This window comes from Gordonia sp. CPCC 205515, from assembly GCF_048537925.1.
GTDB lineage: Bacteria > Actinomycetota > Actinomycetes > Mycobacteriales > Mycobacteriaceae > Gordonia.
This window is the reverse complement of the sequence record NZ_JBCLVJ010000008.1, coordinates 168,331-183,299: the sequence shown is the minus strand read 5'-3', so window position 1 is coordinate 183,299 and position 14,969 is coordinate 168,331. Positions and strand designations below refer to the sequence as shown.

The following is a 14,969-nucleotide window of genomic DNA, read 5'->3' as shown; positions in this document are numbered from 1 at the left end:
CGTCGTCGGTCCATGAGCTGAATTCCACTCGCACACCGTGGCCAATTGGCCGCGTGCGTCCGATACTCGAACCCATGCCGACCTCGACCGGTCCCGCTCCGATCCCGCCCGTCGCCACGATCGACGACGTGGTGGCGGCACTCGACGGCATCATCGAGTGGGCCGGGTCGCGACCGAGTCGCCTCGGCTATTTCGCCGCGCTCTACAAGCGCATCACGCTTGCGGTGCAGACAGCCATCGCCGACGACGTCTTCGACGACGGCCCCCGCATGGAACGACTCGACGTGGTTTTCGCCGCGCGCTATCTGGACGCGGTCAACGGCCGCTTCCACCCCGGACAGTTTCCGACGCCGACGCGATCCTGGCGCACCACCTTCGACCACGCCGACGACACCGACCCGATCCTGGTGCAGCACATGCTCTCCGGTATCACCAGTCACATCGGCCTCGACCTCGGTATCGCCACGGTGAAGGTAGCCGGCCGTCGTGGACTGCCCGCGATGCGTCGCGACTACGACCGCATCAATGCGGTGATCGCCGGACAGGTCAGTGCCGTCATCACCGAGATCAACGACCTCTCCCCCGCACTCGCCGACATCTACGCAGTGCTGCAACAGAATCAGATCTTCGTCATCAACGAGGCGGTGGTCGCCTTCCGCGACAGTGCCTGGAGATTCGCGTCCGTTCTCGCGCTGACACCTGGATTCCTCTGGGGGCCGGCCATTCTCGCTCGCGACCTACAGGTGGCCCATCAGTCGGCGCTGATCTTCGATCCGCCCGGCTTCGCGATCGATGTGGCCGTCGACGCCATCGCAGCCCGGGAGAGCCGCGACGTCGCGCACAACATCGCGGTGCTCGACGAGCTGGCGGAGGTTCCGGTGCCGATACCGATCACCCCCTAACGCTCGTCGAACGCCTCGACAATCCGTTGCGCCGCAAGGGCGGGCGTGAGATCCCCCGACGCCACCTGCGCCTCGACGTCCCTGCGGATGGCCTTGACCGGCGCACTCGAGGCGAGCCGTGACAGCACGGTGTCCTGCACCATCGCCCACGTCCAGTCAATCTGCTGGCGCGTGCGCCGCGCGTCGAACTCCCCGGCGTCGGTGAGCACCTTCTTGTGCTGGCACACCGCATTCCAGTAGTCGTCGACGCCGGTGTTCTCCAACGCACTCATGGTCAGCACCGGCGGCACCCACAGCGCATCGTGCGGATACAGCAGGCCGAGCGCGTTGCGCAGTTCGCGCGCAGCGCCTTTCGCCTCGTTGAGGTGCTTGCCGTCGGCCTTGTTCACGACGATCACGTCGGCGAGTTCCAGCACGCCCTTCTTGATGCCCTGCAACGAATCCCCGGTGCGGGCCAGAGTAAGGAAGCTGAAGGTGTCGACCATGTTGGCGACGGTCACCTCGGACTGGCCGACGCCGACCGTCTCGACGAGGACCACGTCGTAGCCGGCCGCCTCGACGAGCACGATGGTCTCCCGGGTCGCCTTCGCCACCCCGCCCAGTGTGCCCGAGGTGGGTGACGGCCGGACGTAACCCTCTGGCGCGCTGGCCAATCGGCCCATGCGGGTCTTGTCACCGAGGATGGAGCCGCCGGTTCGCGTCGACGACGGATCCACCGCGAGCACCGCGACCTTGTGGCCCTGCTCGATGAGGTACATGCCGAGCGCCTCGATGGTGGTCGACTTTCCCACCCCGGGCACGCCGGTGATGCCGACGCGAAAGGAGTTGCCCGCGTTCGGCGTCAGGCGCAGCAACAGCTCCTGCGCCGCCTGCCGGTGATCGGGACGGGTGGATTCGACGAGGGTGATGGCGCGCGCCAGATCTGCCCGTCTCCCACCCAGGACGCCTTCGGTGAGGGCGTCGACGTCCACGCGCCGACGCGCCACCGAGGTGGACCGTGACTGCTCGGCCATCACTCGGCGGCAACCCCGGCCAGTTCCAGACCCAGGTTGTCGGCGAGCTTGCCCACCAGCTCGACCGCCGAGTCGGCGATCACGGTGCCGGGCGGGAAGATCGCGGCCGCGCCGGCGTTGTAGAGCTCGTCGAAGTCACCCGGTGGGATGACACCACCGACGACGATCATGATGTCGGGACGGCCGACCTCTTCGAGGGCCGTGCGCAGCGCGGGCACCAAAGTGAGGTGACCCGCGGCGAGGGAGGAGACGCCGACGACGTGCACGTCGTTGTCCGCGGCCTGCGCGGCAACCTCCTCCGGGGTGGCGAACAGCGGGCCCACGTCGACGTCGAAGCCGAGGTCGGCGAAGGCGGTGGCGATCACCTTCTGTCCGCGGTCGTGGCCGTCCTGTCCCATCTTGGCGACGAGGACACGGGGACGTCGTCCCTCGGCCTCGGCGAACTGCCGGACGATCTGCGTCGCCGCGTCGACATTGCTCACGTCGCCCGCCTCATGTCGGTACACCCCGCTGATGGTCTTGATCTCCGCTTGATGGCGACCATAGACCTTTTCCAGCGCGTCGGAGATCTCTCCGACGGTGGCCTGATGCCGGGCGGCCTCGATGGCCAGCGCCATCAGGTTGTTCTCCATCCCGCCCTCGGCGCTGCCGGCGGCGCGGGTGAGATCGGCCAGCGCCTTCTCCACCGCGGCCGGATCACGATGCGCGCGAAGCCGTTCCAGCTTCTCGAGCTGCTCCGCACGCACCTTGGAGTTCTCGACCTTGAGGACTTCGATCTCCTCGTCGTCGGTCACCTGGTACTTGTTGACGCCGATCAGTGGCTGTTGCCCGGAGTCGATGCGCGCCTGGGTGCGGGCGGCGGCCTCCTCGATGCGCAGCTTCGGCAGACCCTCGTTGATGGCCTGGGTCATGCCGCCGGCCTCTTCGACCTCGGCGATGTGGCCGCGCGCCTTCTCGGCGAGCTGATAGGTCAGCCATTCCACGTAGTTGGAGCCGGCCCAGGGATCGATCGGCCGGGTGGTGCCCGACTCCTGCTGCAGCAGCAGCTGGGTGTTGCGGGCGATGCGCGCGGAGAAGTCGGTGGGCAGCGCGATGGCCTCGTCGAGGGCGTTGGTGTGCAGCGACTGGGTGTGCCCCTGGGTCGCGGCCATCGCCTCCACACAGGTGCGGGCCACGTTGTTGAAGACGTCCTGCGCGGTCAGTGACCAGCCCGAGGTCTGCGAATGTGTGCGCAGCGACAGCGATTTCGCGTTTTTCGGGTCGAACTGCGCGACCAGTTCGCTCCATAGCAGACGCGCTGCCCGGAGCTTGGCGACCTCCATGAAGAAGTTCATGCCGATGCCCCAGAAGAACGAGAGTCGGGGCGCGAACTTGTCGATGTCCAGGCCCGCCTCGAGACCGGCGCGGATGTACTCGACGCCGTCGGCGAGGGTGTAGGCGAGCTCGAGATCGGCTGTCGCCCCGGCTTCTTGGATGTGGTAGCCGGAGATCGAGATCGAGTTGAACTTCGGCATCTTCTGGCTGGTGTACTCGAAGATGTTCGAGATGATCCGCATCGACGGCTTCGGCGGATAGATGTAGGTGTTGCGGACCATGAACTCTTTGAGGATGTCGTTCTGGATGGTCCCGGCCAGCTTCTCCGGCGGCACCCCCTGCTCCTCGGCGGCCACCACATACAGCGCCAGGATCGGCAGCACCGCACCGTTCATCGTCATCGACACCGACACATTGCCCAGGTCGATGCCGTCGAAAAGTTGACGCATGTCGAGGATGGAGTCGATCGCCACACCGGCCATACCGACGTCACCGGCGACGCGCGGGTGATCGGAGTCGTAGCCGCGGTGGGTGGCCAGGTCGAAGGCCACCGACAGACCCTTCTGCCCGGCCGCGAGGTTGCGGCGATAGAAGGCGTTGGACTCGGCGGCGGTGGAGAAGCCGGCGTACTGCCGAATCGTCCACGGCTGGTTGACATACATCGTCGGGTACGGGCCGCGGATGAACGGCGCCTCACCCGGGACGGAGTCGAGCGGATACGGATGTTCGCCGCCCTCGGCGACGGCGTCGCGGTCGGCACGGGTGTAGATCGGCCGGACGTCGATCTGTTCTGGCGTGTTCCACACGCTGTCGTCGGTGGCGTCGGCCGAGGTGGTCGACGGCGCCCGGGGCGTCGTCAGATCCAGCTCGACGTCGGCGAAGCTCGGGATCGAGCCGGTCTGGGTGGGTTCGGTCTGGGTCATTTCGAAACTCCCGCCGGGGCCAGATGGTCGAGAAGGTCGGTCAGGGTGCTCACCGCGTCGATACCGACGCGCAGCGAGCCGTCCGGGGTGTCGTCCCCCGCGGGCCATTCCTTGTCCGGTCCGGCCAACAGCACGCGGTCGAGTCCGGCGGCGCGGGCCGCGGCGAGCGCGGCCGGGCCGTCCTCGGCGTAGCGCGCCTTGGTGCCGCAGAGCACTGCGATCGAGGTATCCGCCTCGCTCACCGCGGCGGCGATACCGTCAGCCGCGAGCGGACCCGGGTTGACCGCCGAGATACCGCCGGCAGCAAGCAGATTCGCAATGAAGGTGGTGCGCCCGTTGTGTTCGGCAACCGATCCCAGCGGCAACAGCAGGACACTGGGACGACGACCGTCGGCGGCCAGGACCGCATCCGAACGGTCGCGCAGTTCTTCGTAGGCGCGGCCGACGCGAGCGAGCTTGGGTCCACCCAGCGGCAGGTCGGTGGTGTCGGCGACGCCGGCCCCGAGCGGACGTTCATCGAGGTTGGGGAACTCGTTGACGCCGGTGACCGAGGTACGACGATGAGCGACCGAATCGTCGCGGCGGGCCAGTGCGGCACCGACCCGGTCGGCGATCCAGCCGGCGTCGAGCGCAGCGCGGTAACCGCCGGCCGTCTCGATCTCGGTGAAGACCGCCCAGCCGGCGGCGGCGAGGTCGTCGGTCAGTGACTCGACGAACCAGGAGCCCCCCGCCGGGTCGAGGACACGACCGATGTTGGACTCCTCGAGCAGCAGCAGCTGGGTGTTACGGGCGATGCGCCGGGAGAACGTCGCACTCGAGGTGCGCCGATCGACGGGCAGCGCGGCGTCGAAACCGAGCACGGTCACCTGGTCGGCACCGCCGACACCGGCGCCGAACGCGGCGATCGTGGTGCGCAGCATGTTGACCCACGGGTCACGCTGGCTGGTCATGGCGAGGTCGGTGACACCGTGGGTGACCGCGGCACCGGCCTCGGGCGCGCCGACGACTTCGGCTACCCGCGCCCAGATCTTGCGCAGGGCCCGGAACTTGGCGATGGAGCCGAACTGGTCGTCGCCGGCGGCGAGGGCAAACGTGATCTGCCCCAACGCATCCGATGCGGACAGGCCGGCGGCGGTGAGATCACGCAGGTGCGCAACGGCGGCCGCGGTGACCAGTCCGAGTTCGGAGGCGTTGTCGGCGCCGGCGGAGGCGAAGTGGGTGCCGTCGACGCGGAAGGCCCGCACCCCGGCCGGCAGGTCGGTCGCCAGCGCGGTAGCTTCGGCGGCGTCGACAGTCGGACGCTCCGCGAAGGCAGCGGTCAGCGGGGAGAAGCCGAAAGACGTCAGCGTCGCGGCGGTGGGTGCCGCGGCCTGCGGAGCCGCGTCCGCATTGGCGCGCACGGCGAGGAGCGCGCGGGCGGCGGCGATGCCGTCGGCGCCGGCGTCCAGGGTCACCGGGACAAGGTCGAGATAGACGCCCTTGAGGACGGTCGCGAGGTCGTCGGCGGCCAGGCCGGCACCGATGGCCAGCCAGAGTCCGCTGGCCCCGTTGTCCAGGGCGGACAGGATCGCCTGATTGGTGTCGGCGGCGGTGGCGTCGTCGTCGCCGAACCGCTCGGTGACGCGCCAGCCCATGGTGACGTCGCGTTCCGGGTCGGCGCCTCGGACGAATGGGAAGGTGCCGGGCAGCCCCGGCTCCTCGGTCTCGTCACAGCGCGTGTAGAGCGGCCGGACGGTGAGGCCGTCGAGGGTGTCGGTGGACAGCAGCGCCTCTGCGGTGTCTGGCAGCTCGTCGGCGGAGACCCGTCGGGCCTTCGCCAGCACCGCGGCGGCGGCGTCGGACCAGGCCGCGTAGGCCTCGTCCAGCGACCGATCGCCGGGGACCGCGTCCGGTTGTGTGGTCTGCGGCATGTGTGTGTCGCACCTCCGTGATGCCCAGGGTGTGGGGCAAAGCATATGGGCCGAGTTCGTCGTGTCAGCCTAGCCGAACGCTCGCTCGGTACCTAGCGTGCGGTCATGGTTGTGAAGTGACTCACCACGACCCGACGCTGTCCATTGTCTGTCATCGAAATGATTCACCGTGCGGGTTCTGGTGCGGGTGATACGTATCGGCTGCCGACCCGATACCGTCCTACGCCGTGCACGATGTCATCGAGATCCGACAAACCCTGACCGTCGTAGCCTTCCTGCAGTTCATCGGTTGCGCACTGGTCACGGTCTTGATGTTGTCTTTTGGACTGAGGGCGCTGGCCAACGGTGCAATTTCCGTTGGCGGATACGTGTTCATCCTCGCCGTGATCGGTATCGCGGGGACTGTCCAGATCGGACGTGACCTCTTCACGCGCACGCTGATCGCGCGGATCGACTTCACTGGGGTCACCTTCGGGCGGATCCGAGACCCGCAATTCTGCCACTGGTCATGGACGGAGATCGCCTACGTCGAATCGCAGACAACGCGGCTCGAGGCGACGCCGTCACGCTACCTGCTGTTCCACCTTGTCGCGTCTGATCGCACAGCCGCCTTGAGCGCATCGGGATCGGCCGGCCCTGGCAGAAGCCGCTTCATGCGGCAAACCCAACTCGGCCGTGCCACGATGATCAAGTTCACTGCGGGGATGCGCCCCGATCTCGACGAGACCGTCGCCCAACTCCGTGTGCTGGCCCCTATGCGAGTGGTCACGCGGTTATGAGTGAACCTGTCTACGGGATGGCGGTGTGGCTGTCCGCCGACTGAATAGCATGCACCTGTGACGTACTACCAGAGCGGGTTCGACCACTGGGCGTCGACGGGCATCGAGGTCACGCAGCACCGCACATTCGGTGCGGTCGTCATTCTGGTGCTCAATGGCCTGATGGCACTGATGTTCACGCTGGCGGGCCTGTCGGTACTGCTCGGCGGCACCATGGTGGTCGGCGGTCTCGTGTTCCTGACCCTCGGCATCCTCCTGACCTGGGCGAGTATCGCGTTCGGCCGTCGAGTTCTGGCCACCGGAGCCATCGCCCGGATCGACCGGTTCGGCGTCACCTTCATGCGCATCCGTGACGAAAGGTTCCGCTCCTGGACCTGGGCCGAGATGCTCATGATCCATCAGCGCACCACACGATCGTCGAACGCCACCATCCGCGACCTGGTGTTCGTGCCGGCACCCTCACCGCGTGTGGCCGCATTCGAGGCATCGTTGCCCACCCGGAACTGGTTCGGGATGGGCCGTCGGAGTCAGGTCGACGCGGCTCTGACGATTCGGTTCTCCGCCGGGGTCCGACCCAAGCGGGACAACACGGTTGCACTCCTACGGACGCTCACACCGGCCGGTTTGCTGCACTGACGGTCTACTCGGCGCAGGTAGAGTGTCCGAGTGCCCGCGACGCCTACCGAGACCTCCCCGACGACACGCCGCCGCGTGGACTCGCGGGTGCTGCGTCGGGCACTGCTGTTCTGCGCCATCGTCGCGGGCGTTCTCATCTGCTCCTACCTGATGCCGATCCCGTCGGTGGCCAGCGTCCGCAACTGGGGCGTGGCCCTGGGCCCGGGGTTCGCGTGGGCGTTCTTCGCCGCCTACGCCCTCATCACCGTCGCACCTTTCCCGCGATCGGCGTTCACCGTCATGTCGGGAGTCCTGTTCGGGCCCGCGGTCGGATTCACCGGCGCGATGATCGCGTCCACGATCGCCGCGGTCGCCGCATTCTGGCTGGTCCGTGAGCTGGGCCGGAAGCGGGTGCGGCCCTACCTGAACAAACCTGTGGTCCGGGCCGTCGAATACCGACTGGAACGTCGCGGCTGGCTGGCCGTCGGATCGCTCCGGCTGATCGCCGCGTGTCCGTTCTCGGTGACGAACTATTGCTCGGGGCTGTCGTCGGTGCGGACCATTCCCTATCTTCTGGCCAGTGTGGTGGGCATGGCCCCGGGCACCGCTGCGGTGGTGTTCCTGGGCGATGCGTTGACCGGGCAGCGCGATCCCAAGCTGTTGCTGTTCAGCGCCGGCTTGTTCGCGGTCGGGGTCATCGGTCTGTTGCTCGATGCGCGGCTGCCGGTGTCCGACGCCGCCGAGTCGGCAGTCAAGCCCAGCACCTTACCTGGGGAACATCAAGTCTCTTGACTTGACCATCGCCGCGACAATCAAGTCTCAAAGCTTGATTTGACAAAGACAAGCCTGTTACCTTGAATTTGAAGGTCTTGTCAGTGGGAGGTGCTCTCATCATGTTTGTGATGACTGTTGATCAGCGCGGCAGTCGACGCGACATCGATCGCGTCGATGCCGTACTCGACACACTCGCCGACACCGCCACCGTCCGCCCCTTCGAACGGACGGCCGGCGACGAGATCCAGGCCGTCCTCGACGACCCCACCGTAGTGGCGCGCCTCTGCGTCCAGCTGTCCACCGACGGCCACTGGAGCGTCGGCGTCGGGGTCGGCGTCGTCGAACAACCGCTGCCGGAGTCGACGCGTGCGGGACGTGGGCCTGCCTTCGAGTTCGCGCGCGAGGCCGTAGATGCCGCCAAGTCCCAGCGCATCCCGCTGGCGGTGCGCGGCGCCGATACCCGGCGGTGCACCCACGCCCAGACCGCCGCCCGGCTAGTCGCCGACGTCATCACCCAGCGCAGCGAACAGGGCACCGAAGCGGTCACGCTCATGCGATCGGGCATCACCCAATCCGAGGCCGCACAGCAGTTGGGCATCAGCCCACAGGCGATGTCACAGCGACTGCGCAGCGCCCGCTGGGACATCGAGGACGACGGCTACGCGCTACTGGCCGATCTGCTCGCGACCGCGAACGAGACAACGACATGATCGGCGTCGCGATCGCGCTGCTCGCGGCGACCGCGCTGCTCCCTGCTGTGTCGGCAGGCACCCGTCACCGGCTCGCGCTCGGTGCGCACCCCCGATCCGGGGTCGTGGTCGACGCCGGCACCGTGGCGGCGATGCTCCTGCTGTCCGGAGCGTCGGCCCTGCTGGGAGTCGCCGGCGGACCAGCGGCCGGGACAGGCCGGGTGGTCACCGTCTGCGCCGCCACCGCAGCGGCCGTGACCGGAGGTGGCTTCGTGGTGCGGCTGGTGCTGCGCACAGGTGGCGTCATCGGGCAGAACCCGACGCCGTCCGACGGTCCGCTGCGCGGCGGCCGGGTGATCGGCTACCTCGAGCGGGCCGCCGTCGCAGGCACCCTGTTGGCCGGTTGGCCGGAAGGGCTGGCGGTGATCCTGGCGGTCAAGAGCCTCGCCCGCTACCCCGAACTGCGCGCGCCACAGGCGAGCGAGCAGTTCATCATGGGCACGTTCGCGTCGGTGCTGTGGGCGGCCGGCATGTCCGGCGTCGGTTATCTACTACTGCACTGACATTCATCACTGCGGTGATTCCGGCGCGGCGTCATACGACAGCTCCCGCGCCGCCCGGGCGGGGACCTGCGGCTCCACCGGTTTGCGAGCGACGGCCTCGGCCTCGGCGACCGCCTGGGCCACCTTGGGATCCGAGGACAGCGAGAACCAGTCCTCGGTCTCGGACTCGTCGACCTGCACCGGGGCCTCGTCACGCGGCGGCTCGTAGCGGAAGACGCCGTCAGCACCTTGTGCGCCAAAGGATTTCGCGAAGCCCTGCAGCGCCGATCCGAAGTCGGTGGGTACCACCCACACCTTGCTGGCCTCCCCCTTGGCCATCTCGGGGATCTGCTGCAGATACTGGTAAGCCAGCACCTCCGGCGTCGGCCGGCCTGCCTTGATGGCCGCGAAAGTCTTCTCGATGGCCTTCGCCTCGCCCTGCGCCTTGAGGTATACGGCCGCGCGCTCACCCTGGGCACGCATGATGCGGGACTGTCGGTCACCCTCAGCGGCGAGAATGGCTGCCTGCTTGGCGCCCTCAGCGGCCAGGATCTGGCTCTGTTTGCTGCCCTCGGCGGTCTTGATCGACGACTCGCGCTGGCCTTCCGCGGCGAGAATGGTCGCCCGCTTCTCACGGTCGGCCTTCATCTGCTTCTCCATCGATTCCTGAATCGACGGCGGCGGCATGATGCTCTTGAGTTCGACGCGCGCCACGCGCAGCCCCCAGCGGCCGGTGGCCTCGTCGAGGACACCACGCAGCTGGCCGTTGATGGAATCCCGCGAGGTCAGCGTCTGCTCGAGCGTCATTCCGCCGACCACATTGCGCAACGTCGTGATGGTCAGCTGCTCCACACCGGCGATGTAGTTGTCGATCTCGTACACCGCCGCCTGCGGATTGGTGACCTGGAAGTAGACGACGGTGTCGATCGACAGTGTCAGGTTGTCCTGCGTGATCACCGGCTGCGGCGGAAACGACACTACCCGTTCCCGGATGTCGACACGGGCGCGAACGCGGTCGATGAACGGAACCAGCAGCGTCAACTGACCGGACACCGTACGGGTGTACCGACCGAGGCGTTCGATCACCGCCGCCTCGGCCTGTGGCACCAGCGCCACGGACTTCACCAGCACCACCACGACCAGCAGTACCAACAAGACCAGAACGATCAGCGCCAACAACGAATACTCCATGATGTCCCCCTACCCCTTCCACACGACGGCGGTGGCGCCGTCGATCTGTACGACGGTCACCTCGGTACCCGGTTCGATCACGTCACCCGGCGACATGGTCCGGGCCGACCACACGTCGCCACCGATCTTCACCCGGCCGTCGTGCTCGTCGACCCGCTCGGTCACGAGCGCATGACGGCCTTCGAGTGCTTCGGTGTTGGTGAGCAAGACCGGCCGAGTCTGCATGTGCCGCTTGGCGACCGGCCGCACCGTGGCCAGCAGCAGGATGGACACGACGGCGAACACCACTCCGTCGACCCACAGCGGCGGATCGAAGATCGCGTCCGTGGCCGCCGCGGCCAGCGCACCGCCACCGAGCATGAGCAACACGAGATCCCCGATGAACATTTCGGCGCCCACCAGGATGATCGCCACCGCGAGCCATACCAATGCGGTCATGAGACCAGTGTGCCAGAAGTCACCGACACCGAGTCGGCCCCCGAACTCAGCGGTCGCCCTCCGCCGCCGTTACGAAATCGATCAGTTCCTCCACCGAGCGCAACAGGTCGGTTTCCAGGTCGCGGTAGTCGCGCACCCCGGCCAGCACTCGACGCCATCCGTCCTGCGGTGTCCCCCAGCGTAATTCACGGCAGATGCCGGTCTTCCAGTCCTCGCCGCGGGGAATCGTCGGCCACGCCGGGATCTTCACCGAGGCGGGCTTGACCGCCTGCCACACATCGATATACGGATGCCCGCACACCAGCACGTGCTCGCCGACGCGTTCGGTCAGCCGCATCTCCTTGGAGCCGGCGACGAGGTGGTCGACGAGCACCCCGGCATGTCGGTTGGCGGCGGGCCCGAACGCGGCGAGCGCCTCGTCGAGGTTGTCGAGGCCGTCGAGGCTCTCCACGACGACGCCCTCGGCGCGCAGGTCATCTCCCCACACGCGTTCCATCAGGGTCGCGTCGTGCACACCTTCGACGAAGATGCGGCTGGCGCGGGCGGTGCGCGCGCGTGCCTGCGGGACGATCCGCGACCCCGACGCGGTGGTGGTCCGGGCCTGCGGTCCGCGGCCTCGCGGGCGCACCAGGGTCACCGGCTTGCCGTCGATCAGGAAGGCCGCCGGATGCATCAGGAACACGCGAGTGGTGCCCCGCCGATCCTCGAGCCGCACGAGATCACCGGAGTAACTCTTCTCCAGACCCACGACGGCACCACAGAATCCGCTGGCCGCGTCCTCGACCACCAGGTCGCGTTCGGCGGCCACCTCGGGCGCACGCGGTTTCGCGCGGCGCGGGTTGGCCAGTACGTCTCGTCCGTATCTGTCACCGGTCACGGCCATCAACCGTACGGGCGCGGGGGCCCGTCAATGGTCAGCCACGCCGGAGACGCGGAATCGGCCCCGGCCACCGCGTGGCCCGCGGAAACCAGCCACGCCGGGGACGCGTGATCGAACCGGCTGGCCTATCGTGGAATACCTATGACCAGCACCGACCTCCTCGTGTCCGGCCCACCCGCGTGGCCGGGTTGTGCGCTGGGCGCGTGGTCGGCGGCCTGGCGCGCCGGCCGGTGCGCACCCGACGACGTCACCGACACTCTGACCGAGTTCGCCGACCGGCACGAGATCACCGATCCCCAGGGCTTTCTCGGCGACCTCCGCGCCGACGATGCGCGACTGAATCTCCTGGCGCTGTTGCGTCGGGCCACCAGCTTCGAAGTGCGCCTACCGACCGCCGGTGATCCCCAAGGACTTCCGCCGGACCCGGCGACGACAGCAGCACTCGAGGCCGGCGAGGTACTGCTACTGCACAACCTCGATCGCGTCGTCGGCCTGACGCCGACCCGCACCTCCGACGGCGTCTGCCGTTGGAGTGCGCACCGTTACGCCGTCGACGTGCCGTGGCGTCAACCGCGGTCTCTCGGTGAGGTGGAGTACGAACTGCGCGAAGCCATTCGGGACACCGCGTCGATCATCGGCGGGCTCGGTTCGACGGGCGCGCGGACGAGTCCCACCGAACTGCGGGCGGCGCTGGCCCGACTCACCTTCCGCCACCAGGTGGCGCTGCCGCCGCACGACGACGTCCGGGCCACCCGGGTGATCGATTCGGCCGCGCAGGTCGAGGCCATCGTCGCGTTGACCGGCGCCCACGCACCGACTTTCGGGGTCGTCGCCGCCCACATCGACCATGGCGACGCCCGCTTGCGCCGCCTGGCCGCACTCGCGCGGTCCGCGCGGGCGGCGGCGGTGAACACGGTGATCGGCGAGTTCAGCGGCCCTTCGAGGCTCGGCTAGCGCCTCGCACCTCAGGGATCGACTGGCCGGCAGCGCCTCGCACCTCAGGGATCGACGGCCGGCAGCGCCTCGCCGGCTGCTCAGGGAGCGGATGGCTCAGGAGCGGCCGGGGCGCGCCGGGGAGTCGGCTCGCAACACTGTGGGCGACACGGGGATCCGTTGTCGGCGCAGCCGAGTGGCGGGTCGATCGCGAACCCACCGCGCGGGATGTCGCCGTCGCGGTAGCGCTCGATCAGGTCGACGACGAGTTGGACGAATCGCGGGTCGGTGCCGGCGGTGTCGGCCCGGACGAAGTCCATACCCAGCTCCGCGGCCTTGTCCTTGGCCTCGTTGTCGAGGTCCCACACCACCTCGAGGTGGTCGGAGACGAAACCGACCGGCGCCACGATGACCTGCCGAACACCCTGTTCGGCAAGGGTTTCCAGGTGATCGCAGATGTCGGGTTCCAGCCACGGAACCTGGGGCGGGCCGGAGCGGGACTGCCAGACCTGGTCGAAGTCATCGCCGAATCCGGCCGCGGCGGACACCGCCGCCGACGCCGCCCACACCTGCCGGCTGTAGAGGTCGCCGCCCTGACCGCGCGGTCCCCCGCGATGATCGGCGGCCAGCGGGATCGAATGCGCAGTGAACACCAGTTTCGGAGGTGTATCGCTGGACGGCAACGCCTTTCGTGCCCGGAGCACCGCGTCGGCGCACGCTTCGACGAACAGCGGTTCGGACCAGAAGTGCGGCAACTTGCGCAGCAGCATCGGGTCGTCGGCCATCTCGGGCAGTCGGGTGGTCACCGTCGACAACGCCCGCCCGATGTCCTCGTGATACTGCCGGCAGCCCGAATAGCCGCCCCACGCCGAGGTGCCGAACACCAGTACCCGACGATGACCGGCCCGATACATCTGTTCGACGGTGTCCTCGGCCATCGGATGCCAGTTGCGGTTGCCGAACCACACCGGCAGATCGATACCGCGACCGGCGAACTCCGACCGCAGGCCGTCGATGAGGTCGAGGTTGAGCCGGTTGATCGGCGACACCCCACCGAAATGCAGGTAGTGCTGGGCCACCTCGTCGAGCCGCTCCGGCGGGACTCCCCGACCGCGCGTCACGTTCTCCAGGAACGGACGCACGTCGTCGGGCTTGTCCGGTCCGCCGAAAGAAAGTAGCAGAACGGCATCGAATCCCGTTGGGACGGAGGTCATCCCAACATGTTCTCGGGGAACCAGGTGTTGTGGCTGGCACCACCGTCGACGTAGACGATGGAGCCGGTGGTGCCGGGCAGGAAGTCCGACAGCAGTGCGCACACGCTGGTGCCCACGACCTCCGGATTGTCCACGTCCCAGCCGATCGGCGACGCGCCGTCCCAGTACTCGTTGAGCATGTTCAGCTTCTTCGCGTCGTCCGTGGCGGTACCCGAGATTGCTTTCGCGGCAAGGGTTTTGATCGGACCGGCCGCTACCAGATTGGAGCGGATGCGCTTGGCGTTCCCGACCTCGCGGGCCACGTAACGATTGACCGACTCGAGGGCGGCCTTGGCCACACCCATCCAGTTGTATTCCGGCATCGCGGTCCGCGGATCGAAGTCCATACCGACGATGGAGCCGCGCTCGTTCATCACCGGCAGCACCGCGCGGGCCAGCGAGGCATAGCTCCACGCCGAGATCTGGAATGCCTGCGCGACATCGGGTCCGGGGCCTTCGAGGAACGGCAGAGCGTCGGGGCCCATCAGGGTGCGCGGCGCGAACGCGATCGAATGCACCACGCCGTCAACGCCTTCGGGTGCGAGTTCGCGCACCTGGTCGGCGAGCGCGCCGAGGCTTTCTTCGTCGGTCACGTCGAGTGGGATGGCGTCGGGCACCTCCTGGGGCAGGCGCTTGGCGATCCGGTTGATCAGCCGGAGCCGTTCCGGAATGCCGGTGATGATGACCTTCGCGCCCTGTTCCTGGGCCACCTTGGCGGTGGCGAAGGCGATCGAGGCATCGGTGATGATGCCGGTGACGAGGACGGTCTTGCCGTCGAGAATGCCTGTCATTGCACGTGCTCCTGTCAGAGAT

At 67.9% G+C, this 14,969-nt stretch carries 15 protein-coding genes; 7 read left to right on the top strand and 8 right to left on the bottom strand.

The window, feature by feature from the left end; translation table 11 throughout:
• The first annotated feature begins 74 nt into the window (after window positions 1-74).
• A complete protein-coding gene (locus tag AAFP30_RS12890; RefSeq protein ID WP_419230317.1) occupies window positions 75-902 on the top strand; it encodes a DUF5995 family protein in 828 nt (275 codons plus the stop codon).
• Here the strand turns inward: AAFP30_RS12890 and meaB are convergent.
• From meaB to AAFP30_RS12875, 3 genes are read right to left on the bottom strand one after another with little or no spacing between them, the layout of a single operon-like run.
• A complete protein-coding gene (gene meaB, locus AAFP30_RS12885; protein WP_419230316.1) occupies window positions 899-1,915 on the bottom strand; it encodes a methylmalonyl Co-A mutase-associated GTPase MeaB in 1,017 nt (338 codons plus the stop codon). The genes AAFP30_RS12890 and meaB overlap by 4 nt on opposite strands.
• Window positions 1,915-4,152 (bottom strand): methylmalonyl-CoA mutase, encoded by a 2,238-nt coding sequence (scpA, locus tag AAFP30_RS12880; protein ID WP_419230315.1) that lies wholly within the window; start codon window positions 4,150-4,152, stop codon window positions 1,915-1,917. Before scpA ends, meaB begins: the two co-directional genes overlap by 1 nt.
• Window positions 4,149-6,062, bottom strand: a complete 1,914-nt coding sequence (locus AAFP30_RS12875; protein WP_419230314.1) for a methylmalonyl-CoA mutase family protein — start codon at window positions 6,060-6,062, stop codon at window positions 4,149-4,151. Before AAFP30_RS12875 ends, scpA begins: the two co-directional genes overlap by 4 nt.
• 227 nt (window positions 6,063-6,289) lie before the next feature.
• On the opposite strand from AAFP30_RS12875, the gene AAFP30_RS12870 reads away from it, so the two are divergent.
• The 5 genes from AAFP30_RS12870 (at window position 6,290) to AAFP30_RS12850 (ending at window position 9,482) form a co-directional block, all read left to right on the top strand.
• On the top strand, window positions 6,290-6,841 hold the full coding sequence (locus tag AAFP30_RS12870) for a hypothetical protein (protein ID WP_419230313.1): 552 nt from the start codon (window positions 6,290-6,292) through the stop codon (window positions 6,839-6,841).
• 57 nt (window positions 6,842-6,898) lie between these two features.
• On the top strand, window positions 6,899-7,477 hold the full coding sequence (locus AAFP30_RS12865) for a hypothetical protein (protein WP_419230312.1): 579 nt from the start codon (window positions 6,899-6,901) through the stop codon (window positions 7,475-7,477).
• 30 nt (window positions 7,478-7,507) lie between these two features.
• Entirely contained in the window at window positions 7,508-8,248 is a 741-nt protein-coding gene (locus tag AAFP30_RS12860; RefSeq protein ID WP_419230311.1) for a TVP38/TMEM64 family protein, read from the top strand.
• A gap of 101 nt (window positions 8,249-8,349) precedes the next feature.
• Window positions 8,350-8,940 (top strand): hypothetical protein, encoded by a 591-nt coding sequence (locus tag AAFP30_RS12855; RefSeq protein WP_419230310.1) that lies wholly within the window; start codon window positions 8,350-8,352, stop codon window positions 8,938-8,940.
• Window positions 8,937-9,482 (top strand): hypothetical protein, encoded by a 546-nt coding sequence (locus tag AAFP30_RS12850; protein WP_419230309.1) that lies wholly within the window; start codon window positions 8,937-8,939, stop codon window positions 9,480-9,482. The genes AAFP30_RS12855 and AAFP30_RS12850 overlap by 4 nt, the downstream gene beginning before the upstream one ends.
• Window positions 9,483-9,488: 6 nt before the next feature.
• Here AAFP30_RS12850 and AAFP30_RS12845 read toward each other — a convergent pair whose 3' ends face one another.
• Genes AAFP30_RS12845 through AAFP30_RS12835 form a run of 3 tightly spaced genes read right to left on the bottom strand, consistent with a single transcriptional unit; the run spans window position 9,489 to window position 11,973 of the window.
• Complete coding sequence (locus AAFP30_RS12845; protein ID WP_419230308.1) at window positions 9,489-10,652, bottom strand: SPFH domain-containing protein; 1,164 nt, start codon at window positions 10,650-10,652, stop codon at window positions 9,489-9,491.
• A gap of 9 nt (window positions 10,653-10,661) precedes the next feature.
• Window positions 10,662-11,090 (bottom strand): NfeD family protein, encoded by a 429-nt coding sequence (locus AAFP30_RS12840; protein WP_419230307.1) that lies wholly within the window; start codon window positions 11,088-11,090, stop codon window positions 10,662-10,664.
• A 46-nt stretch (window positions 11,091-11,136) separates the two neighbouring features.
• Window positions 11,137-11,973 (bottom strand): DUF3097 domain-containing protein, encoded by an 837-nt coding sequence (locus tag AAFP30_RS12835; RefSeq protein ID WP_419230306.1) that lies wholly within the window; start codon window positions 11,971-11,973, stop codon window positions 11,137-11,139.
• Window positions 11,974-12,111: 138 nt separating this feature from the next.
• Here AAFP30_RS12835 and AAFP30_RS12830 point away from each other — a divergent pair, with 138 nt between their 5' ends.
• On the top strand, window positions 12,112-12,924 hold the full coding sequence (locus AAFP30_RS12830; protein ID WP_419230305.1) for a hypothetical protein: 813 nt from the start codon (window positions 12,112-12,114) through the stop codon (window positions 12,922-12,924).
• 80 nt (window positions 12,925-13,004) lie between these two features.
• On the opposite strand, the gene AAFP30_RS12825 is transcribed toward AAFP30_RS12830, so the two are convergent.
• Window positions 13,005-14,117, bottom strand: coding sequence for a ferrochelatase (locus AAFP30_RS12825; protein ID WP_419230304.1), 1,113 nt, complete (start codon window positions 14,115-14,117; stop codon window positions 13,005-13,007).
• Window positions 14,114-14,947: an NADH-dependent enoyl-ACP reductase InhA gene (gene inhA, locus AAFP30_RS12820; RefSeq protein WP_419230303.1), complete on the bottom strand. Its 834-nt coding sequence runs from the start codon at window positions 14,945-14,947 to the stop codon at window positions 14,114-14,116. The genes AAFP30_RS12825 and inhA overlap by 4 nt, the downstream gene beginning before the upstream one ends.
• Window positions 14,948-14,969: the final 22 nt, after the last annotated feature.